25 protein-coding genes, 1 tRNA gene and 1 pseudogene are annotated in these 20639 nt (G+C 69.5%); 18 read left to right on the forward strand and 9 right to left on the reverse strand.

The window, feature by feature from the left end; translation table 11 throughout:
- Positions 1-59 precede the first annotated feature (59 nt).
- The 9 genes and pseudogenes from WD026_RS07090 to WD026_RS07130 all read left to right on the forward strand — a co-directional run bounded on the left by WD026_RS07090 (position 60) and on the right by WD026_RS07130 (position 6253).
- Positions 60-362 (forward strand): urease subunit gamma, encoded by a 303-nt coding sequence (locus WD026_RS07090; RefSeq protein ID WP_425722918.1) that lies wholly within the window; start codon positions 60-62, stop codon positions 360-362.
- A 20-nt stretch (positions 363-382) separates the two neighbouring features.
- Positions 383-550, forward strand: coding sequence for a hypothetical protein (locus WD026_RS07095; protein WP_425722919.1), 168 nt, complete (start codon positions 383-385; stop codon positions 548-550).
- A complete protein-coding gene (locus tag WD026_RS07100) occupies positions 550-888 on the forward strand; it encodes an urease subunit beta (protein WP_425722920.1) in 339 nt (112 codons plus the stop codon). Before WD026_RS07095 ends, WD026_RS07100 begins: the two co-directional genes overlap by 1 nt.
- 10 nt (positions 889-898) lie before the next feature.
- Positions 899-2632 carry an urease subunit alpha gene (gene ureC / locus WD026_RS07105; protein WP_425722921.1) on the forward strand — a complete coding sequence of 578 codons (1734 nt, stop codon included), beginning with the start codon at positions 899-901 and terminating at the stop codon, positions 2630-2632.
- A gap of 8 nt (positions 2633-2640) precedes the next feature.
- Positions 2641-3159: pseudogene (gene ureE, locus WD026_RS07110) on the forward strand (urease accessory protein UreE); the annotation flags it as partial.
- Positions 3113-3844 carry an urease accessory protein UreF gene (locus WD026_RS07115; protein WP_425722922.1) on the forward strand — a complete coding sequence of 244 codons (732 nt, stop codon included), beginning with the start codon at positions 3113-3115 and terminating at the stop codon, positions 3842-3844. The pseudogene ureE and the gene WD026_RS07115, both read left to right, overlap by 47 nt.
- Before the next feature lie 22 nt (positions 3845-3866).
- Positions 3867-4532 (forward strand): urease accessory protein UreG, encoded by a 666-nt coding sequence (gene ureG, locus WD026_RS07120; protein WP_425722923.1) that lies wholly within the window; start codon positions 3867-3869, stop codon positions 4530-4532.
- Between the two features lie 51 nt (positions 4533-4583).
- Positions 4584-4671, forward strand: a tRNA-Ser gene (locus tag WD026_RS07125).
- Positions 4672-4729: 58 nt separating this feature from the next.
- On the forward strand, positions 4730-6253 hold the full coding sequence (locus tag WD026_RS07130) for an amidohydrolase family protein (RefSeq protein WP_425722924.1): 1524 nt from the start codon (positions 4730-4732) through the stop codon (positions 6251-6253).
- Here WD026_RS07130 and WD026_RS07135 read toward each other — a convergent pair.
- The 4 genes from WD026_RS07135 to WD026_RS07150 form a co-directional block, all read right to left on the reverse strand.
- Positions 6232-6444: a (2Fe-2S)-binding protein gene (locus WD026_RS07135; RefSeq protein ID WP_425722925.1), complete on the reverse strand. Its 213-nt coding sequence runs from the start codon at positions 6442-6444 to the stop codon at positions 6232-6234. The two genes, WD026_RS07130 and WD026_RS07135, sit on opposite strands and share 22 nt — an antisense overlap.
- Positions 6445-6526: 82 nt before the next feature.
- On the reverse strand, positions 6527-7003 hold the full coding sequence (gene bfr, locus WD026_RS07140) for a bacterioferritin (RefSeq protein WP_425722926.1): 477 nt from the start codon (positions 7001-7003) through the stop codon (positions 6527-6529).
- Positions 7004-7066: 63 nt separating this feature from the next.
- The gene (locus WD026_RS07145; RefSeq protein WP_425722927.1) at positions 7067-7327 is read right to left on the reverse strand and encodes a hypothetical protein; all 261 of its coding nucleotides are present in this window, start codon (positions 7325-7327) and stop codon (positions 7067-7069) included.
- 61 nt (positions 7328-7388) lie between these two features.
- Positions 7389-8192, reverse strand: coding sequence for a TOBE domain-containing protein (locus tag WD026_RS07150; RefSeq protein WP_425722928.1), 804 nt, complete (start codon positions 8190-8192; stop codon positions 7389-7391).
- Positions 8193-8255: 63 nt separating this feature from the next.
- On the opposite strand from WD026_RS07150, the gene modA reads away from it, so the two are divergent.
- The 6 genes from modA to WD026_RS07180 all read left to right on the forward strand — a co-directional run bounded on the left by modA (position 8256) and on the right by WD026_RS07180 (position 14283).
- Entirely contained in the window at positions 8256-9023 is a 768-nt protein-coding gene (gene modA, locus WD026_RS07155; RefSeq protein ID WP_425722929.1) for a molybdate ABC transporter substrate-binding protein, read from the forward strand.
- A 12-nt stretch (positions 9024-9035) separates the two neighbouring features.
- Positions 9036-9722, forward strand: coding sequence for a molybdate ABC transporter permease subunit (gene modB / locus WD026_RS07160; RefSeq protein ID WP_425722930.1), 687 nt, complete (start codon positions 9036-9038; stop codon positions 9720-9722).
- On the forward strand, positions 9719-10804 hold the full coding sequence (gene modC / locus WD026_RS07165) for a molybdenum ABC transporter ATP-binding protein (RefSeq protein WP_425722931.1): 1086 nt from the start codon (positions 9719-9721) through the stop codon (positions 10802-10804). Before modB ends, modC begins: the two co-directional genes overlap by 4 nt.
- A gap of 117 nt (positions 10805-10921) precedes the next feature.
- Positions 10922-12073, forward strand: a complete 1152-nt coding sequence (locus WD026_RS07170; RefSeq protein ID WP_425722932.1) for a hypothetical protein — start codon at positions 10922-10924, stop codon at positions 12071-12073.
- On the forward strand, positions 12070-12444 hold the full coding sequence (locus WD026_RS07175) for a response regulator (protein WP_425722933.1): 375 nt from the start codon (positions 12070-12072) through the stop codon (positions 12442-12444). The genes WD026_RS07170 and WD026_RS07175 overlap by 4 nt, the downstream gene beginning before the upstream one ends.
- Positions 12445-12447: 3 nt before the next feature.
- Positions 12448-14283 carry a PAS domain S-box protein gene (locus WD026_RS07180; RefSeq protein WP_425722934.1) on the forward strand — a complete coding sequence of 612 codons (1836 nt, stop codon included), beginning with the start codon at positions 12448-12450 and terminating at the stop codon, positions 14281-14283.
- 14 nt (positions 14284-14297) lie between these two features.
- Here WD026_RS07180 and hemW read toward each other — a convergent pair whose 3' ends face one another.
- The 5 genes from hemW to WD026_RS07205 are packed head-to-tail and all read right to left on the reverse strand — an operon-like array spanning position 14298 to position 18752.
- A complete protein-coding gene (gene hemW, locus WD026_RS07185) occupies positions 14298-15506 on the reverse strand; it encodes a radical SAM family heme chaperone HemW (protein WP_425722935.1) in 1209 nt (402 codons plus the stop codon).
- Complete coding sequence (gene rdgB, locus WD026_RS07190; RefSeq protein WP_425722936.1) at positions 15503-16105, reverse strand: RdgB/HAM1 family non-canonical purine NTP pyrophosphatase; 603 nt, start codon at positions 16103-16105, stop codon at positions 15503-15505. Before rdgB ends, hemW begins: the two co-directional genes overlap by 4 nt.
- Positions 16102-16830, reverse strand: a complete 729-nt coding sequence (rph, locus tag WD026_RS07195) for a ribonuclease PH (RefSeq protein ID WP_425722937.1) — start codon at positions 16828-16830, stop codon at positions 16102-16104. The genes rdgB and rph overlap by 4 nt, the downstream gene beginning before the upstream one ends.
- A gap of 18 nt (positions 16831-16848) precedes the next feature.
- Entirely contained in the window at positions 16849-17748 is a 900-nt protein-coding gene (locus WD026_RS07200; RefSeq protein WP_425722938.1) for a PP2C family protein-serine/threonine phosphatase, read from the reverse strand.
- Entirely contained in the window at positions 17745-18752 is a 1008-nt protein-coding gene (locus WD026_RS07205; protein WP_425722939.1) for a serine/threonine protein kinase, read from the reverse strand. Before WD026_RS07205 ends, WD026_RS07200 begins: the two co-directional genes overlap by 4 nt.
- A gap of 61 nt (positions 18753-18813) precedes the next feature.
- Between WD026_RS07205 and WD026_RS07210 the strand changes: the two genes are divergently transcribed.
- From WD026_RS07210 to rpoZ, 3 genes are read left to right on the forward strand one after another with little or no spacing between them, the layout of a single operon-like run.
- Positions 18814-19722 (forward strand): YicC/YloC family endoribonuclease, encoded by a 909-nt coding sequence (locus tag WD026_RS07210; RefSeq protein ID WP_425722940.1) that lies wholly within the window; start codon positions 18814-18816, stop codon positions 19720-19722.
- A gap of 7 nt (positions 19723-19729) precedes the next feature.
- A complete protein-coding gene (gene gmk, locus WD026_RS07215; protein ID WP_425722941.1) occupies positions 19730-20350 on the forward strand; it encodes a guanylate kinase in 621 nt (206 codons plus the stop codon).
- A 15-nt stretch (positions 20351-20365) separates the two neighbouring features.
- Entirely contained in the window at positions 20366-20569 is a 204-nt protein-coding gene (rpoZ, locus tag WD026_RS07220) for a DNA-directed RNA polymerase subunit omega (protein ID WP_086119124.1), read from the forward strand.
- Positions 20570-20639 lie beyond the last annotated feature (70 nt).

Below are 20639 nucleotides of genomic sequence, written 5' to 3' on the forward strand. Positions count from 1 at the left end.
GCTTTCATGCCATGCACCACGGCTCCGGCCTACCGGCACGGGTCTTGCTGAGCCTTGGCATGGACCTGACACCGCGCGAGAAAGACAAGCTGCTGATCTTCACCGCCGCCCTGCTGGCCGAACGGCGGCGGGCGCGGGGGCTCAAGCTGAACCACCCGGAGGCGGTGGCGCTGATCACCGCCGCCGTGATGGAGGGCGCACGCGACGGCAAGACGGTGGCCGAGCTCATGAGCGAAGGCCGCCGCGTGCTGACCCGCGACGACGTGATGGACGGCATCGCCGACATGATCCCGGACATCCAGGTCGAGGCCACCTTTCCAGACGGCACCAAGCTGGTCACGGTGCACCAGCCCATCCCCTGAACCCTTCTTCACCCAGCCCCATGAAACACCTCACCCTGCTTGCGGCCCTGTTCGCTCCGGCCCTGGTCCGCGCCCACGAGGGCCACGGCCTGGCCGGCGCCCACTGGCATGCCACCGACACCGTCGGCCTGCTGGTCAGCGTCATCGCCGTGGCGGTGGGCCTGTGGTGGTCGGGCAAGGACCGCTGATGTCCCTGGCCACACCCCGCTTCATGCCCGGCCAGCTGCTGCTGGACGAAGGCCGTCACGAGCTCAACCCCGGCCGGCGCACGATCACCCTGGTGGTGACCAACACCGCCGACCGGCCGATCCAGGTGGGCTCGCACTACCACTTTGCCGAGACCAACGCCGCGCTCTCGTTCGACCGCCAGGCCGCACGCGGCATGCGGCTGAACATCGCCAGCGGCACGGCCGTGCGCTTCGAGCCCGGCCAGCAACGCACGGTGGAGCTGGTGGACTACGCCGGTGCGCGGGTGGTGCACGGCTTCCGGGGCCAGGTGCGCGGCCCGCTCGACCCGAACGCTTGAGGACACCGACATGGCCCACATCAGCCGCCAGGCCTATGCCGACATGTTCGGCCCCACCGAAGGCGACCGCCTGCGACTGGCCGACACCGGCCTGGTCATCGAGATCGAGCGCGACCTCACGCTGCGCGCCGGCGGCTACGGCGAAGAGGTCAAGTTCGGCGGCGGCAAGACCATCCGCGACGGCATGGCCCAGAGCCAGCGCAGCCGCGCCGACGGGGCGGTGGACACGGTCATGACCAATGCGGTCATCGTCGATGCGGCCGGCATCGTCAAGGCCGACATCGGCCTGAAGGACGGGCGCATCGTGGCCATCGGCAAGGCCGGCAACCCGGACACCCAGCCGGGTGTGGACATCGTCATCGGCCCGGGCACCGAGATCATCAGCTGCGAAGGGCACATCGTCACCGCCGGCGGCATCGACAGCCACATCCACTTCATCTGCCCGCAGCAGGTGGACGAGGCACTGGCCTCGGGCATCACCACCATGCTCGGCGGCGGCACCGGCCCGGCCACCGGCACCCTGGCCACCACCTGCACGCCCGGGCCCTGGCACATCGAACGCATGCTGCAGGCAGTGGACGACCTGCCCATGAACATCGGCTTCCTGGGCAAGGGCAATGCCAGCCGGCCCGAGCCGCTGCGCGAGCAGATCGACGCCGGCGTGATCGGCCTCAAGCTGCATGAAGACTGGGGCACCACACCGAGCGCCATCGATCAGTGCCTGACGGTTGCCGAAGAGACCGACACGCAGGTGGCCATCCACAGCGACACGCTCAACGAATCGGGCTTCGTGGAGGACACCATTGCCGCCACCAAGGACCCGTCCGGCAAGGCGCGCACGCTGTGCGCCTTCCACACCGAGGGCGCGGGCGGCGGCCACGCGCCCGACATCCTGCGTGTGGTGGGCGAGGCCAACTTCCTGCCCTCCTCCACCAACCCCACCATGCCCTATACGGTGAACACGCTGGACGAGCATGTGGACATGCTCATGGTGTGCCACCACCTGGATGCCGGCATTCCCGAAGACCTGGCCTTTGCCGAGAGCCGCATCCGCCGCGAGACCATCGCCGCCGAGGACATCCTGCACGACATGGGTGCCATCAGCATCATGAGCAGCGACAGCCAGGCCATGGGGCGTGTGGGCGAGGTCATCATCCGCACCTGGCAGACGGCGGACAAGATGAAGGCCCAGCGTGGCACGCTGCCCGAGGACAGCGCGCGCCACGACAACTTCCGGGTGCGCCGCTACGTGGCCAAGTACACCATCAACCCGGCCATTGCCCACGGCATCTCGCACACCGTGGGCTCCATCGAGGTGGGCAAGTGGGCCGACCTGGTGGTGTGGAAGCCGGCCTTCTTCGGCGTGAAGCCCAGCCTGGTGCTCAAGGGCGGCAGCATCGCACTCGCCGCCATGGGTGACCCCAATGCCTCCATTCCCACGCCGCAGCCGGTGCACTTCCGGCCCATGTTCGGCGCACTCGGCCGCGCCAGCGCCCGCAGCAGCCTGAGCTTCGTGTCGCAGTCAGCGCTGGCCGCCGGCGTGGGTGCGCGCTATGGCCTGCACAAGACGCTCTCGGCCGTGCAGGGCTGCCGCCACATCACCAAGGCCGACATGGTGCACAACGCGCTGCTGCCGCGCATGGAGATCGACCCGCAGACCTACGCGGTGCGGGCGGACGGCGTGCTGCTCACCTGCGAGCCGGCCCGCTCGCTGCCCATGGCGCAGCGCTACTTCCTGTTCTGAAGGCCGCCATGCTGCAAGCCACCCGACTGATTCCCCGCGGCCAGGGCCTGGCGCCGGTGCTGCTGCGCCGCGCCCCGCAGCTGGTGCTGGACTGGGATCTGCGCCAGAAGAGCCGCTTCGATGCGCTCGCGTCCGACCAGCAGCGCGTGGGCGTGTTCCTGCCGCGCGGCACCGTGCTGCGCGGCGGCGACGTGCTGGTCACGCAGGACGGTGGCCTGCTGCGCGTGGTGGCGGCACCGCAGCCGGTGCTGCGCATCACGCCGTGCGCCGAACACGGCCAGCCCTTCGACTTGCTGCGCGCCGCCTACCACCTGGGCAACCGCCATGTGCCGGTGGAGCTGAACGCCGACCACCTGCAGATCGAGCCCGACCATGTGCTGGCCGATCTGCTGCGCTCCATGCACCTCACGGTGCAGGAACTGATGGCGCCTTTCGAGCCAGAGGGCGGGGCGTATGCGGCCGGTGGCCACCACCACGGGCATGACCACGGCCACCACGACCACACCCATCCGCACGCCCATGACCACTGAACCGCCCGCCCTGCTGCCGCTGCTGTGGCTGGCCTCGCCGGCCCTGCCGGTGGGCGGGTTCTCGTACTCCGAAGGGCTGGAAGCCGCGGTGGAGGCCGGTCTGGTGCACGACGAAGCCAGCACCGCGAACTGGCTGGACGACCAGCTCCACCTGGGCCAGGCCCGCAGCGATCTGGCGGTGGTGGCCCAGGCCGTGCCGGCCTGGCGCAGTGCCGACCACGCCCGCCTGCAGGCCCTCAACACCTGGGTGCTGCACACCCGCGAGACGCTCGAACTGCGGCTGCAGACCGAACAGATGGGCCATTCCCTGCTGGCCTGGGCGCGCAGCCTGGGGCCCGCCGGTGCCACCCTCATCGACGCCATCGATGCGGCCCGCCTGGCCCCGCCCACCTGGCCGCTGGCCTGGTCGGCGGCGGCTGCGCACAGCGGTGCGCCGGTGCGCGACTGCGTCACCACCCTGGCCTTTGCCTGGGCCGAGAACCAGGTGCAGGCGGCCCTCAAGGCGGTTCCGTTGGGCCAGGGCGCCGGGCAGCGCACGCTGGCCCGCCTGGTGGCCGCCATACCGGCGGCGGTCGACACCGCGCTCAGCCTGCGCGACGAGCAACGCCAGTCCTTCCTGCCCTCGCTGGCCATCCTCTCGGCCCGGCACGAAACCCAGTATTCGCGCCTGTTCCGCTCCTGAAACGCCTACCGCACCCACTGCCATGACCGCCTTGCACCACATCCCCGGCCGCACCAAGACCCTGCCCCCGCTGCGCGTGGGCATCGGCGGGCCGGTGGGCTCGGGCAAGACCACCCTGCTGGAGATGCTGTGCAAGGCCATGCGCGAGCGGCACGACCTGATCGCCATCACCAACGACATCTACACCAAGGAAGACCAGCGCCTGCTGACCGTGAGCGGCGCGCTGCCGGCCGAACGCATCATGGGCGTGGAGACCGGCGGCTGCCCGCACACCGCCATCCGCGAGGACGCCTCCATCAACCTGGAAGCCATCGACCGCATGCTGGCGCAGTTTCCGGACGCCGACGTGGTGTTCATCGAAAGCGGTGGCGACAACCTGGCCGCCACCTTCAGCCCCGAACTCTCCGACCTGACCATCTACGTGATCGACGTGGCCGCCGGCGAGAAGATCCCGCGCAAGGGCGGCCCCGGCATCACCAAGAGCGATCTGTTCGTCATCAACAAGACCGACCTGGCCCCGCACGTGGGCGCCGACCTGGAGGTCATGAAGGCCGACACCGCCCGCATGCGCCCCGACCCCCAGCGCCGCCCCTGGGTCATGACCAACCTCAAGACCCTGGCCGGCGTGGACGAGGTGGTGCGCTTCATCGAGACCCGCGGCATGCTCGACGCCGCCCAGCCGGCCTGAGCGCAGGCCACCGGCCGATACAGACCCGGGCCGCTAGAATGCGGCCCTCCCGGAGACTTGGGTGAGTGGTTTAAACCAGCAGTCTTGAAAACTGCCGACGGGCAACCGTCCGTGAGTTCGAATCTCACAGTCTCCGCCAGCACATCTCCCCTTGACCGCCTGTCGTGCTGCCACGGTATAACCCCGGGCAGGACGGCATGGATGCGCACGGTGCGCCCGCCGATCCGGGAGACGACACCATGTGCATGGTCTGCTACACGCAAACCTCCGACCGCGAGGCGCTCTCGCCCGCCGGCATCAAGCCCTGCCTGTGCGGAGCGGCCATCACCCGCGCGGCCATGCGGCGCATCGAGGCCGATCTGTCGCGGCGCGAATTCCTGGGTGGCAGCGCGGCCGTGCTGGCGCTGTTCGCCGGGCTGGGTCTGCAGCCCACCCATGTGCAGGCCCAGACCGCAGGTGCACGCCCGCCGCTGCTGCTGACCAACCTGCGGTTCTTTGATGGCCGCATGCCGCGCCTGCAGACCGGGCGCGACATCGTGGTGCGCGATGGCCGCATCGAGGCCCTGGTGCCCACCGGCCAGGGCCCGGCCGAGGCACAGCGCATCGACTGTGGCGGGCGCACCGTCATCCCCGGACTGATCGACGCGCACTGGCATGCCACACTGGTAGGCGTGAGCCAGGTGGCCGCCATGACGCAGGACGTGGGCTTCGTGCACCTGATGGCAGGCCGGCAGGCCGGTGCCACGCTGATGCGCGGCTTCACGACCGTGCGCGATGTGGGCGGCCCGTCGTTCGGGCTGAAGCTGGCCATCGACCGGGGCGTGATCGACGGCCCGCGCATCTACCCCAGCGGGGCCATGGTGTCGCAGACCTCCGGCCACGGCGATTTCCGCTTCCTGAGCGAGCTGCCCCGCATGCCGCAGGACGGCCCCTCGTACACCGAGCGCATGGGCGCGGCCGCCATTGCCGACGGCCGCGACGAGGTGCTGCGCCGCACGCGCGAACAGCTCATGCGCGGGGCCAGCCAGATCAAGATCATGGCCGGCGGCGGCGTGGCCTCCATGTACGACCCGCTGGACGCCACGCAGTACCTGGAAGAGGAGATGAAGGCCGCCGTGCAGGCCGCCGCCGACTGGGGCACCTATGTGTGCGCCCATGTGTACACGTCGCAGGGCATCCAGCGCGCGATCCGGGCGGGCGTCAAGTCGATCGAGCACGGCCAGCTGGCCGATTCGGCCACCATCCGCCTGATGCGCGACGAGGGGGTGTGGTGGTCCATCCAGCCCTTCCTGGCCGATGAGGACGCCAACAAGTACACCGACCCGGCCAGCATCGCCAAGCAGCAGCAGGTGGCCTCGGGCACCGAGCGCGCGTTCCGCGAAGGCCGCTCGCTGGGCGTGAAGATGGCCTTCGGCACCGACATCCTGTTCAACCCGCAGGGCGCCGCCTCGCAGGGCCGGCAGCTGGCCAAGCTGGCCCGCTTCATGGCGCCGCTGGAGGCGCTCAGGCTGGCCACCGGTTCGGCCGGCGAGCTGCTGGCGCTTTCAGGCCCGCGCAACCCTTACCCGGCTCCGCTGGGCGTGATCGCCGAAGGCGCGCTGGCCGATCTGCTGGTGGTGGACGGCGACCCGTCGAAAGACCTGGCCTTCCTGGGCACGCCCGAGCAGTCGCTCAAGCTCATCATGAAGGACGGCCGGATTCACAAGCAGGCACTGGCCTGATCGTCCCGACGCAGGTGCACCACCTGCTGGCGCGGGGCGCATTCGGCCCACAGGTCGCGGGCGCAGCCCTCGCACTGGCCACACTGGGTGGCCACGCCGTGTTCGAGCTGGATGTCGTCGAATCCCATGCCGGCGCGGGCGCACTGGGCGATGGTTTTGTCGCTGACGCGGTGGCAGACGCAGACGATCATGGCGGGCGGGTGGCAGAAGCTGAAACTGAGCAAATGATAATTACTCTCATTCAAATCTGCAACACCCGCCCGGCGGGCGGTCTCAGCTGACCGAACCCATCTGGCTCTGCAGGTAGTTGGGCAGGCCCACCTTCTCGATCAGGTCGAGCTGGGTTTCGAGGAAGTCGATGTGCTCCTCGGTGTCGTCCAGGATGTGCTGCAGCAGATCGCGCGACACATAGTCGCGCACCGATTCGCAGTGGGCGATGCCGTTCTTGATGGTGGCCTGGGCCGCGGTTTCCAGCGCCAGGTCGCTGCGCAGGATCTCGGGCACGTCTTCACCGATGTGGAGCTTGCCCAGGTCCTGCAGGTTGGGCAGGCCATCCAGCGTGAAGATGCGGTCCATCAGCTGGTCGGCGTGCTTCATCTCGCCGATGGACTCGCTGTATTCCTTGGCCGCCAGCTTGTCCAGGCCCCAGTGCTTGAGCATGCGGTAGTGCACGAAGTACTGGTTGATGGCGGTGAGTTCGTTCTTGAGCTGCGCCTGCAGGTGGGCAATGGCTTGCGGGTCGCCTTTCATGGCCGTTCCTTTCTGTCGGTGGATGGGAACGGTCGAGGTTAACCCCAACGCGTGAAGAAGGTGTCAGCGGCCCTTCATGAGCACCTCGGCCAGGTCGGCCGCGAAGGCCTCGGCGGCCTTCTCCCACGACCAGTCGCGCGGCATCACGGTCAGGTCGACCTGCTGCAGGGCCTGCAGCACATGGTCTTCCAGGGCTTCGCGGATGGCGGTGAGCTGTTCCAGATCGGGCGTGCGGCCGCAGGCCATGCGGTGCGCGCACACCGCGTCGACCGCCGGCACCACCACCTGCCGCAGACGTTGGGGGTCGAGTTCGCTTTCAGTCATAGGGCCAGACTAATGGCCGTTGCAGGCACCGGGTACCGGGATGTCCCTGATGGATGTCCGTTCAGCCCGCCAGGGCCAGCACCACCGCCGATTCGTCCAGCAGGGCCTGCGCGGGCTGCCCGGCCCGCAGGCCGTGTCCGGCCGCGGCAAAGCCCACCAGCTGCAGACCCTCGGCCAGCCGCAGACCGACCTCGCCACCACCGCGCGGCACGCGGGTGACCACGCCTTCCAGAGGGTTGCTGCCCTCGCGCGCCGGCAGCACGGCGGCCACCGTGACCGCCGTGGCCTTGCACAGCGCCAGCACCGGCAGGCCGGCCTGCAGACCCAGCAGCTGCGCGCTCTCGCGGGTGATGCGCGAGTGCAGCACCAGCCCCTCGGCCAGCGTCAGCCGCACCCGCACCATGCCCTGCACCGGCCGCAGCGAGGCCACCACGCACGAGAACTGGTTGCGCATGCTGGTGCGCAAGGCGAGTGCGGCGCGCTGCACACCCGCCTGGGCCTGGAGCGCTCCGGTGTCGACATCGGCCGGACGGCTCGGGGTCCGGGCCAGTTCGGCCAGCGTGCGGGCGCGGGACTGCAGCAGCGCATCGGCCGCCTGCAGCACCTGCAGCCCGGCCGCCGTGAGCCGCGCCCCGCCGCCACCGCTGCCGCCCACCGCCTTTTCCACCAGCGGCACGCCGGCCAGGTTGGCCAGGGTTTCCAGGGCCTGCCAGGCGGCCTTGTAGCTCACTCCCGAGGCACGGGCCGCCTCGGAGATGGAGCCCGCCTCGCCGATGCGGCGCAGGATGTCGATGCGCTTGTCGCTGGCGCCGTGGCCCAGCACATCGGCCAGCGGCAGGACGGAACGGGGTTTTCGGGAAGCCATGGGCCGATGGTAGGCCAAGGTCTATACTTCTTCGCTATTCATTTGTGGAATAGCGAGATTGCCATGCCGACCGCCCTCCTGCGCACCCTCCTCTGCGCCACCCTGTGCACCGTGTTCGCCCTCTCTGCCACGCTGGCCCGCGCCGGCGAGGTGTCGGTGGCGGTGGCGGCCAACTTCACCGTGCCCATGCAGAAGATCGCGGCCCGCTTCGAGCAGGACACCGGTCACAAGGCGGTGCTGGCCTTCGGTTCCACCGGGCGCTTTCATGCCCAGATCACCCACGGTGCCCCCTTCGAGGTGCTGCTGGCCGCCGATGCCGCCACGCCCGAACGCCTGGAGCGCGAAGGCCAGGTGGTGCCGGGCAGCCGCTTCACCTACGCGGTGGGCCGGCTGGTGCTGTGGAGCGCATCGCCCGGCGTGGTCGACCCGCAAGGCACCGTGCTGCGCGGCGCAGGGCCGGCGCGCCTGGCCCTGGCCGACCCCAAGCTCGCGCCCTACGGCGCTGCCGCCGTGGAAGTGATGACCCGCCTGGGCCTGATCGACAGCCTCCGCCCGCGCTTCGTGCAGGGCGAGAGCATCGGCCAGGCGCACCAGTTCGTGGCCAGCGGCAACGCGCCCATGGGCTTCGTGGCGCTGTCGCAGGTGCAGGTGGACGGGCGCCTCACCGGCGGATCGGCCTGGGTGGTGCCGGCCGATCTGCACAAGCCCCTGCAACAGGACGCAGCCCTGCTGCAGCGCGGGCGCGACAACCCGGCGGCGCAGGCGCTGATGCGCTATCTTCGGTCGCCCGCAGCGCTGCAGATCATCCAGGCGCACGGCTACAGCGACTGATCCCCGCCCTCCATGCCCCTGCTCGCCCCCGAAGCCTGGCAGGCCATCGCGCTCACCGCGAAGCTGGCCTCGCTCACCACCGTCCTGCTGCTGCTGATCGCCACGCCGCTGGCCTGGTGGCTGTCGCAGACGCGCTCGCGCTGGCGCGCGCCGGTGGCCGCACTGGTCACGCTGCCGCTGGTGCTGCCGCCGTCGGTGCTGGGCTTCTATCTGCTGGTGGCGCTCGGCCCGCAGGGTCCGCTGGGGCAGCTCACCCAGGCCATGGGCTGGGGCCTGCTGTCGTTCACCTTCACCGGCTTGCTGATCGGCTCCATCGTGTTCTCGCTGCCGTTTGCGGTGCAGCCGCTGCAGCATGCGTTTGAATCCCAGGGCCGCCGGCCCATGGAGGTGGCGGCCACGCTGCGCGCCAGCCCGCTGGACGCCTTCTTCACCGTGGCCCTGCCGCAGGCCCGCACCGGGGTGCTCACCGCCGCCATCCTGAGCTTTGCGCACACCGTGGGCGAGTTCGGCGTGGTGCTGATGATCGGGGGCAACATCCCGGGCCAGACCCGCGTGGTGTCGACCCAGATCTACGGCCATGTGGAGGCCATGGAGTACGCGCAGGCCCATGGTCTGGCGCTGTTCATGGTGGCGTTCTCGTTCGTGGTGCTGGTCGGTCTGGCCTGGCTCAAGGGCCGCCAGGAACGGGTACCCGCATGAGCGCCGAGGCCTTGCACATCCGGGTGCAGCTGCCGCGCAGCGGCTTCGAGCTGTCGACCGACCTGCAGCTGCCCGGGCGGGGCATCAGCGTGCTGTTCGGCCCGTCGGGCTCGGGCAAGACCAGCCTGCTGCGCTGCGTGGCCGGCCTGGAGCGGGCCCGGCAGGCGCGCATCGTGGTGGGTGGCGAGGTGTGGCAGGACCACCAGGCCGGCGTCTTCGTGCCCACCCACCGGCGCTCGCTGGGCTATGTGTTCCAGGAGGCCAGCCTGTTCGACCACCTGGACGTGCTGGGCAACCTGCACTACGGCCAGCGGCGGGTGCGTTCGGCCCAGGCCCGGGCCACGCTGGACGCGGCGGTGGAGCTGCTGGGCATCGGCCACCTGCTTCAGCGCCGGCCCGGTCACCTCTCGGGCGGCGAACGGCAGCGGGTGGCGATCGCCCGCGCCCTGGCCACCGAGCCGCGCGTGCTGCTGCTGGACGAACCGCTGGCCGCCCTCGACCCGGCCCGCCGCCAGGACGTGCTGCCCTGGCTGGAGCGCCTGCGCGACGAGCTCTCGCTGCCCATGCTGTACGTGACCCACTCGGTCGACGAGCTGGCGCGGCTGGCCGATCACCTGGTGGTGCTGGAGCACGGGCAGGTGAAGGTGAGCGGACCGGCGGCCGAGGTGATGTCGGCCATCCACCCGCCGGTGTTCGACGGCGAGCGCGCCGCCAGCCTGCTGCAGGGGCAGGTGGTGGAACGCGATCTGCCCTGGCACCTGATGCGGGTGGCCATTCCCGGTGGCAGCCTGTGGCTGCGCGACGGGGACGTGCCGGTCGGTGCGGCGGTGCGGCTGCGGGTGCTGGCCCGGGACGTGAGCCTGACCCTGAACGAACCCGAGGGCACCAGCATCCAGAACCACCTGCCCTGCGTCATGGGCGAGGTGGCCGACGACGCCCATCCCTCGCAGTGCCTGGTGCAGCTGCGCTGCGGCCCCTCGCTGCTGCTGGCCCGGGTCACCCGGCGCGCGCTGCAGCAACTCGGCCTGCAAGCGGGCGATGCGGTGTGGGCACAGGTGAAGTCGGTGGCACTGGTGGCCTGAAACCGTGAACTCTGCCCGGTCCTTGGGCTGGCTGACGTTCAAGCCACCCCGGCTTGTCGCCGATAAACAGGACAGAAAGGTGATCCGGTCGCCACTGCGGTGCCGGATCGGCACCCCATGCCCCAAGCCCCTGGCTCCCATCCGCTGCTCGCCCTGCTGGACATGATCGGCAGCCCCATGATGCTGTTCGGTCCCGAGGGTCAGGTGGTGTTTGCCAACCAGGCCGCGCGCCAGCTGCCCAGCCGTCCGGCCCTGGTGCTGCCCAGCGACCCCCAGATCCGCCAGCAGGTCCGCCAGGTGGTGGGCAACCAGCTCGACGCGCCGGTGACGCTGCGGGTCCAGGTGCACGCCGATCAGGGCGTGTCGGCGCTGGACTGCGCCTTTCCGGCCCGGCCGGTGGCCGGTCTGGCCGTCATGCTGATCACGCCGGTGGCCGCTGCCGAACCGAGCCCCGGCACCGATGCCCCCACCGATGCCGCCACCCCCGAGCGGCTGAGCCTGCCGCAGATCATGCAGCTGCTGCGCAGCGAGATCGTGCCGCCCATGCAGGCGGTCATGGCCCGCGCGCACGAAGCTGCGGCGGACCCGAAGGGCCTGGCCGATGGCGTGCAGCACCTGTCCGACCGGCTCACCCGGCTGATCGATCTGGTCGACGTGTTCGGCGACGACGCCCTGGTGGGCGAAGACCGGGTGCTCATGCCGGAGCTGCTGCGCACCGTCTGCACCGAGCTCATCCCCCTGACCCGTGCGCGGGGCGTGAGCGTGCTCATCGAAGACCAGCAGGGCGAACTGCCCCCGGTGTACGGCAGCCGGCGGCTGCTGCAGCGCGCGGTGCACGAATGCCTGCACAACGCCATCGAACATGCCCGCGGCGGCGTGGCCGACTCGCAGCCGGTGGCGGTGCGGGTGGGCTTCGCGGTCTCGGGCCAGCACCTGCAGATGGTGGTGCGCAGCCTGGGTGCCGTCACCGCTACCGTGCTCAACCGGCATGCCGCCACCCTGTTCCGGCCCACGCCGGGCCTGCCGCCGGCCAGCAGCGCGCACAGCCTGCGCATCGGCCTGCCGCTGGCCCAGCGCATCCTGCAGCTGCACGAAGGGCACCTGCGGATCGACGACGAGGACGGCGAACTGGCGGTGCGGCTGGAGCTGCCCACCGGTGCGCCCGCACGCAACCACCACCACCTGGACCTGCTGCAGGCCCAGATCTACGCCGAAGACCTTTCCCGCCTGCTGGCCCGCAGCCGCAAACCCAGCCGGAGCACGACATGACCCACCGCATCCTCATCGTGGACGACCAGCCGGACATCCGCAAACTCATCCGCCTGACCCTGCAGCACCTGGACGACGCCGAGCTGTTCGAGGCCGCCAGCGGCGGCGAGGGCCTGCACCTGGCGCAGAGCGTCAAGCCCGACCTGGTGCTGCTCGACGTGATGATGCCGGGCGAGCTCGATGGCTACCAGGTGTGCGCCCGCATCAAGAAGGACCCCGCCCTGGGCAGCCACACCAAGGTCATCCTGCTCACCGCACGGGCGCAGAAGGAAGACCTGGAAAACGGCCGCAAGGCCGAGGCCGATGCCTACCTCACCAAGGCCTTCAGCCCCCTGAAGCTGCTGGATCTGGTCGACGAGATGCTGGCCTGAACCGTGGACACCCGCAACGACATCGAACTGCGGCGCCTGCGGGCCATGCTCGACACCGCGGCCGACGCCATCGTCGGGGTGCGGGACGACGGCCGCGTGCACAGCGCCAACCCGGCGGCCGAGCGCATGTTCGGCAAGGCCGCCGCCGACATCGCCGGGCAGCCGTTGTCCAGCCTGCTGCCCACGCTGGACGGCGCGGCCCTGGCGCGCACCATGCAGGGCGGCATGCTGATCCACAGCACCCAGAGCCGCATCGGCCGGCTGGAGCTGCAGGCCGTGCGCCACGGCGACGTGGCCTTCCCGGCCGAGGTGCTGCTGGGCGAGATCAACGACGACCCGGAGATCCGCTACACCTGCATCGTGCGCGACCTCACCGAGGTGCAGCAGGCCGAGGAATACATGATGCTCTATGGCCGTGCGGTGGACTGCACGCTCAACGGCATCTCCATCAGCGATGCGCGCCGCTTTCCGCAGCCCATCGTGCACGTCAACCCGGCGTTCTGCCGCATCACCGGCTACGCGCCGCACGAGCTGCTGGGCCGCAACGCCAGCCTGTTTGAAGGGCCGCTGACCGACCCGGACGACCTGGCCCTGCTGGCCCGCACGGTGCAGAGCGGCGGCGAGATCAGCATCACCCTCAAGAACTACCGCAAGGACGGCAGCCTGTTCCACAACAAGCTGTCGGTCTCGCCGGTGCGCGATGCGCAGGGCCGCATCACCCACTACATCAATGTGGTGGAAGACGTGAGCAGCCAGATCGAGGTCAAGCAGCGGCTGATCGAACGCACCGCACGCCTGAACGCCACCTTCGACCTCAGCCCCGATGGCTTTGCGGTGTTCGATGCGCGCGGCGAGCTCATCAGCGTCAACCCGGCCTTCCGCGCGCTGGTGGGCGAGGTGCCGGCCGAATGCAGCCTGCTGCCGGACTTCGACCGCTGGTTCGCTTCGCTGTGCGAATCACCGGGCACCTGCCGCACCGTGGCCGAAGCGGTGAACGACCGGGCCCACGACCGCATCGTGCTGGTGCAGCCGGCTCGCAAGGTCATCGAACGCGAGGTGCGGCGCAACCTGGGCGGCAGCGGCGAGACCATCGTCTACATGCGCGACATCACGCACCAGAGCGAGATCGACCGGCTCAAGAGCGAATTCCTGGCCACCGCAGCGCACGAGCTGCGCACCCCGCTGGCCAGCATCGTGGGCTTCACCGAGCTCATGCTGCACCGCGACTACCCGCCACCCAAGCAGAAGGACCTGCTGGCCACGGTACACCGCCAGGGCATGCTGCTGTCCAGCCTCATCCAGGAGCTGCTGGACCTCTCGCGCATCGAGGCCCGCCAGGGCAAGGACTTCCACATCGTGCCCACGCCGCTGCAGAGCCTGGTGGACGGCGTGCTCCAGGCCATGTCCAGCGACGAGCTGGGCCAGAAGATCCGCATCGGCGAACTGCCCCCGGTGCAGGTGCTGGCGGACGCCGGCAAGATCCAGCAGGCGCTGACCAACCTGCTGAGCAATGCCTTCAAGTACTCGGCCGCGGGCAGCCCGGTGCAGATCGACGCCGATCTGGACCTCGACCACACGCCGCGCAGCCTGCGCATCCATGTGCGCGACCAGGGCATCGGCATGACGCCCGAACAGCTGGACCGGGCCTTCGAGCGCTTCTACCGCGCCGACACCTCGGGCAACATCCCGGGCACCGGGCTGGGTCTGAACCTGGTCAAGGAAATCGTGGAGCTGCACGGCGGCACGGTCAGCCTGCAGAGCACGCCGGGCCAGGGCACGGTGGCCACACTGCAGCTGCCGCTGGCGCCGGCCTGGGCCAGCACGCCGGACCAGGCCTGATCAGTCGGGCAGATTCAGTCGGGCAGAAAGAGCGACTGCAGGTCGGACAGGAAGTCCAGACCGCGCGTGGTGGGGGCCACACGGCCCGCCTCGCGCAGCAGCAGACCGCGCTGCTCGCCCTCGCGCAGGGCCGGCTCGATGCTGGAGAGCGGCAGGCCGGTGCGGTCCATGAAGTCCTGCAGCGCCACACCGTCCTTCAGGCGCAGGGCATTGAGCATGAACTCGAACGGCAGATCGGCGCGCGGCACCTCGTCCATGCTGGCCAGTGCCTGCCCCGCCAGGGCCTGCTCCATGTAGCGGCGCGGGTCGCGCAGCTTCACCGTGCGCGCCACGCGGTGGGCAAAGCTGAGCTTGCCGTGCGCCCCGGCGCCGATGCCCAGGTAATCGCCAAACTGCCAGTAATTCAGGTTGTGGCGGCAGGCATGGCCTGGCTTCGCATAGGCCGACACCTCGTAGCGCTGCAGCCCTGCCTCGGTGGTGAGCTCGGTGATGCGGTCCAGCATGGCGTAGGCATCGTCGTCGTCCGGCACCACCGGCGGGAACTTGGCGAAGTAGGTGTTGGGCTCCAGCGTGAGGTGGTAGATGGAGATGTGCGGCGGCGAGAGCGACAGCGCGGTGCGCATGTCCTGCTCGGCCTGGGCCAGCGTCTGGCCCGGCAGGGCGTACATCACGTCCAGGTTGAAGGTGTCGAAGCTGCGCGCCGCCTCCTCCACCGCAGCCAGCGCCTGCGCGCGGTCGTGCACCCGGCCCAGGGCCTTGAGGTGCTGGTCGTTGAAGCTCTGCACGCCGATGGACAGGCGCGTCACGCCGGCCTGGCGGAAGGCCCGGAAGCGGTCGCGCTCGAAGGTGCCGGGGTTGGCCTCCAGCGTGATCTCGGCATCGGCCTCCAGCCGCACGCGGGCACGCACATCGCCCAGCAGGCGGTCGATGGACTCGGGCGAAAACAGGCTGGGCGTGCCGCCGCCGATGAAGATGCTGTGCACCGTGCGGCCCCAGATCAGCGGCAGCGAGGCCTCCAGATCGGCCCGCAGCGCATCGAGGTAACGCTGCTCCGGTGGTGTGGACGGACCGCCCTCACCCGCCCACTCGTGCGAGTTGAAGTCGCAGTACGGGCACTTCTTCAGGCACCACGGCAGGTGGATGTAGAGCGACAGCGGCGGCAGCGACGACAGCTGCAGCGTGCCCGGCCGCATCCAGTGCCGGATGTCCAGCGGATCGCTCATGCGAACCAGCGCTCGCGCATGAGGGCCAGCATGGCCTGCGCGGCGCGGCCCCGGTGGCTGTGGGCGTTCTTCACCTCGGTGGGCAGCTCGGCGAAGGTCTTGCCGAACTCGGGCAGGAACATGACCGGATCGAAACCGAAGCCGTTGCTGCCGATGCGCTCGCGGGTGATCAGGCCCGGCGCCCGCCCCGTGGCCACCAGCGGCTCGGGATCGTCGGCGCTGCGCAGCGCCACCAGGGTGCTGACCAGCGCCGCGCGGCGGTCGGTGACCGACTGCATCTGCTCCAGCAGCGCAGTGACGTTGTGGTCGTCGCCCTTGGGGTAGCCGTGCTGCGTGGCATAGAAGGCGGTGTCCACCCCGGGCAGGCCACCGAAGGCCTCCACGCACAGGCCGGCGTCGTCGGCCAGCGCGGGCAGGCCGCTCTCGCGGGCCGCGTGGCGGGCCTTGGCCAGCGCGTTCTCGATGAAGGTGCGGTGCGGCTCAGGGGCCTCGGGTATGCCCAGGTCGGCCTGGCGCACCAGCTCCACGCCCAGCGGCGCGAACAGCGCCTGCAGCTCGGCCAGCTTGCCGGCGTTGTTGGAGGCCAGGACCAGCTTCATGCGCCCAGGGCCTGCTTCTGCAGGGCCACCAGCTCGGCAATGCCCTTCTCGGCCAGGCCCAGCAACGCGTCCATCTCGCGGCGGGTGAAGGCCACGCCCTCGGCCGTGCCCTGCACCTCCACATAGTGGCCGGCGCCGGTCATGACGACGTTCATGTCGGTGTCGCAGGCGGAGTCTTCCACGTATTCCAGATCGAGCAGCGGGCGGCCACCCAGGATGCCCACCGAGATGGCGGCCACATGGTCCTTGATGGGCGACTCGGCAATGCGGCCCTCGGCCATCAGCCGCGCCACCGCATCGGCCGCCGCCACGAAGGCGCCGGTGATGCTGGCGGTGCGGGTGCCGCCGTCGGCCTGCAGCACGTCGCAGTCCAGCGAGATGGTGCGTTCACCCAGCTTGGAGAGGTCGAACACCGAGCGCAGCGAACGGCCGATGAGGCGCTGGATCTCCTGCGTGCGGCCGCTCTGCTTGCCCTTGGCGGCCTCGCGGTCGCTGCGGGTGTGGGTGGCGCGCGGCAGCATGCCGTATTCGGCCGTCACCCAGCCTTCGCCGCTGCCGCGCTTGTGCGGCGGCACCTTTTCTTCCACCGACGCGGTGCACAGCACCCGGGTGTGGCCGAACTCGATCAGCACCGAACCTTCGGCGTGCATGGTGTAGCCGCGGGTGATGCGCACCGGGCGCAGGGCATCGGCGGCCCGTTGGCCGGGCCGGGAAACATCGCTCATGGGAAATCCTCGGAAAGCTCAGGAATTGCGTTCGGCCGTGCGGCGGATCGCGGCATTGATCTCGGCGATCGAGCGCTCGATGGCGGCGTCGTCCAGATCGTCCATGGTCGAGTCGGGCGTGCCCGACTGGATGGTGGAAGCAAAGAAACCGTCCTCCACGTCGTCGGTGGAGACGCTGGAGTTCTGGTAGGCCTCGGCCGTCTCCCACTCCATGGCCAGCACGGTGACGTTGTCGCAGCGCGGGCCGCCGCGCTTGAGCGCGGTCTCCACCAGGTCGGGCACCGAATGCTCCAGCGCGTGGCGCGAGAGTTCGGTGGCGATCTCGTCGTCGGTCACCGTGCCCCACAGGCCGTCGGAGCACAGCAGGACGCGGTCGCCCTGCTGCAGCGACAGCGGGCCTGAGAGGTCGAACACCGGTTTGGCCGGCGAACCCAGGCAGGTGAACAGGATGTTGCGGTTGATGTGCTCGGTGGTCCGGCCCATGTGGGCCTGCTGCTCCATGTAGGAGTGGTCGCGGGTGCGGGTGAGCAAGGCGCCGTCGCGCACGATGTACAGGCGCGAATCGCCGCAGTGCACCCAGTGCATCTGGCCCCTCTCCATGAGGGCGGCCACCAGGGTGGTGCGGGGCGTGTCCAGCATGCCCTTCTCGGCGGCGTACCGGATGATCTGGTGGTGGGCCGCCATCAGGGCGCTGGAGAGGAAGTCGGGGACTTCGCGCACCGTGGGGTTGGCGGTCTTCTGGAAGTAGGCAGAGAAAGTCTGCAGGGCGAGCTGCGCCGCCATGGCACCTTCGGGGTGGCCCCCCATGCCGTCGGCCAGCACGAACAGCCCGGATTCGCGCGTGTACGCGTATCCCATCCGGTCCTCGTTGCGCTCGCGCCCCCCTTGCCGGCTGATCTGGTAGACCGAGAACTTCATCGGAATCGGGTGCCCGCGTTGGTGGATCGGCCTCGCCCGGTCTTCTTGTCGGAAACGATGTTGTCGAACTGCAGCCGCATCTTCTCGGCCACCGTCAGCTTGGTGTAGCTGCGCTCGGTCTCGCGGCTGAGCTCCTTCTGCAGCGCAAACACCGACTGCGGACGCGACAGCGGGTCGAGCGACATGCACCACTCGACCACCTCGATCAGGTTGTCCGAGTAGACGCCGCGCAGGCGCGAGAGCGCCAGGGACAGCCGGTCCTTCTCCAGCCGCTGCGGCGCGTCGTTGGGCGGATAGCCCTGCATGCTGGCGTAGATGCAGGCGCCGATGGCGTAGATGTCGGTCCACGGACCCATGGACGAATCGCGCCGGTACATCTCGGGGGCTGCAAAGCCCGGGGTGTACATGGGGCGGATGAAGTTGCCTTCCTTGCTCAGCACCTCGCGGGCGGCACCGAAATCGATCAGCACCGCGCGGTTGTCGTCGGTGATGAAGATGTTGGCCGGCTTGATGTCCAGGTGCAGCATCTTGTGCTGGTGCACGATGCGCAGGCCGCGCAGCACCTCGTCGTACAGCGAGCGGATGGTGGACTCGCGGAACACCTTCTGCTTTTTCTGTTCGCGCGCGGTGATGATGAATTCCTGCAGGGACGAGCCCTCCAGGTAGTTCATGACCATGTAGACGGTCTCGTTCTCGCGGAAGAAGTTGAGCACGCTCACCACCGACTGGTGGGAGATCTGGGCCAGCGCACGGCCCTCTTCAAAAAAGCTCTTGAGGCCCAGGCGGTACAGCGAGAGCTTTTCGGGCTGCACCTGAGGCAGCAGCTCGCCCGGTCCGCGGGTGGCCAGGGACGAAGGCAGGTACTCCTTGACCGCCACCTGCTGGCCCTCGGTGTCGATGGCCAGGTAAACCACCCCGAAGCCACCTGCCGCCAGCTTGCGAACGATGCGGTAACCGCCGATGACGGTGTCTGGAGGCAGGGGGGCTGGTTTGACCTTTGACATAATTCGGCAGGCTTCCGGAACGCGTCGTTTCGGACCACTCCTTTGGATCGGGCCCAGTGCGATGGCAGTTTACAGCATGACCGGTTTCGCCACGGCCCACGCGGCGCCGTCGGCCGAGGCCGCCGGAGCACCGGCCGGCCACGGTCTGGGGCTGGAAATCCGGTCGGTCAACAGCCGCTTCCTGGACCTGGTCTTCAAGCTGCCCGAAGAGCTGCGCGGCAGCGAACCCGCCCTGCGTGAACTGCTCAATGCCCGCCTCAAGCGCGGCAAGGTGGAGTTGCGGGCCTGGACCGAAGGCCGCAACGACTCGGCCCTGCGCACCCCGGCCGTGGCCGACCTGCAACGGCTGGTGGGCGTGCAGGACGCCATCCGCGCCTGGCTGCCCACCGCGGCCCCGCTGTCGGTGGCCGATGTGCTGCAGCTCACCGGCCGCCAGGGCACGTCCGCCGGCGACCAGCACGAGCCGCTGCTGGCCCTGGCCACCGAGGCCGTCGATGCCCTGCGCAAGGCGCGCGCCCGCGAAGGCGCCCGGCTGGCCGCCATGCTGACCGACCGTCTGGGCCAGCTCCGGCAGCTGGCCCTGGACGCCGCCCCCCTGATTCCGCAACTGGTGGCCCAGCAGCGCCAGCGCTTCCTGGACCGCTGGAACGAGGCCCTGGGCAGCGATGCCGCATCGGCCGGCGCCACCGAACAGGCCCGCGACCGCGCCCTGAGCGAGGCCACGGCCTATGCCATCCGCATCGACGTGGCCGAAGAACTCACCCGCCTGGGCTCGCACCTGGACGAGATCGAACGCCTGCTCAAGGCCGGCGGCGAAATCGGCAAACGCCTGGACTTCCTGATCCAGGAGCTGCACCGGGAAGCCAACACGCTGGGCTCCAAGTCGTCCAGCATCGAGCTCACCCGCATCTCGGTGGACATGAAGGTCCTGATCGAACAGATGCGCGAGCAAGTCCAGAACATCGAATGACCCCCTGATGGAATACCCCGGCAACCTGTTCGTCGTCGCAGCCCCCAGCGGGGCCGGCAAATCCAGCCTGGTCAAGGCCCTGATGGAGCTGGACTCGCGCGTCCAGCCCTCGGTCTCGCACACCACCCGTGCGCCCCGCGGCCAGGAACTGCACGGCCGCGAGTACTATTTCGTCAGCAACGAGACCTTCGACCAGATGGTGGTGCAGGACGCCTTCCTGGAGTGGGCCAAGGTTCACGGCAACCGCTACGGCACCTCCAAGCAGGCCATCGAGCAGCGCATGAAGATGGGCGCCGACGTGGTGCTGGAGATCGACTTCCAGGGCGCCATCCAGGTCAAGCGCATCTTTCCCAACGCGGTGCTGGTGTTCATCCTGCCGCCCAGCTGGGAAGAGCTGCGCTCACGTCTGGAGCGCCGGGCCGAGGACAGCGCCGAGGTGATCGAGCTGCGGCTGCAGAACGCCGCCACCGAGATGGCCAATGCCCGGGAATTCGACTTCGTTATAATCAATGAGGTTTTTGAACGGGCCCTGTTCGACCTCAAGGCCATCGTTCACGCGCAGAGGCTGCGGTATTCGGCGCAACGCATCGCCCGCAGCGACACCTTCTCGGCGCTCAACATCCACTGACACCCCGGAGCCCTCATGGCACGCATCACCGTTGAAGATTGCCTGGAAAAGATTCCCAACCGCTTCCAGCTGGTGCTGGCGGCCACCTACCGTGCCCGCATGCTGAGCCAGGGCCACGCGCCCAAGATCGAGAGCAAGAACAAGCCGGGCGTGACCGCCCTGCGCGAGATCGCCGAAGGCAAGGTCGGTCTGGAGATGCTCAAGAAAGTGCCGGTCTGAGCGTCAGCGCTCCCGCCACGAAACACCGCTTCGGCGGTGTTTTTTTTCGCCGGTGCGGCCGCAACCCGGG

Source organism: Hydrogenophaga sp. R2 (genome assembly GCF_049843595.1).
Taxonomy (GTDB): Bacteria; Pseudomonadota; Gammaproteobacteria; order Burkholderiales; family Burkholderiaceae_C; genus Hydrogenophaga.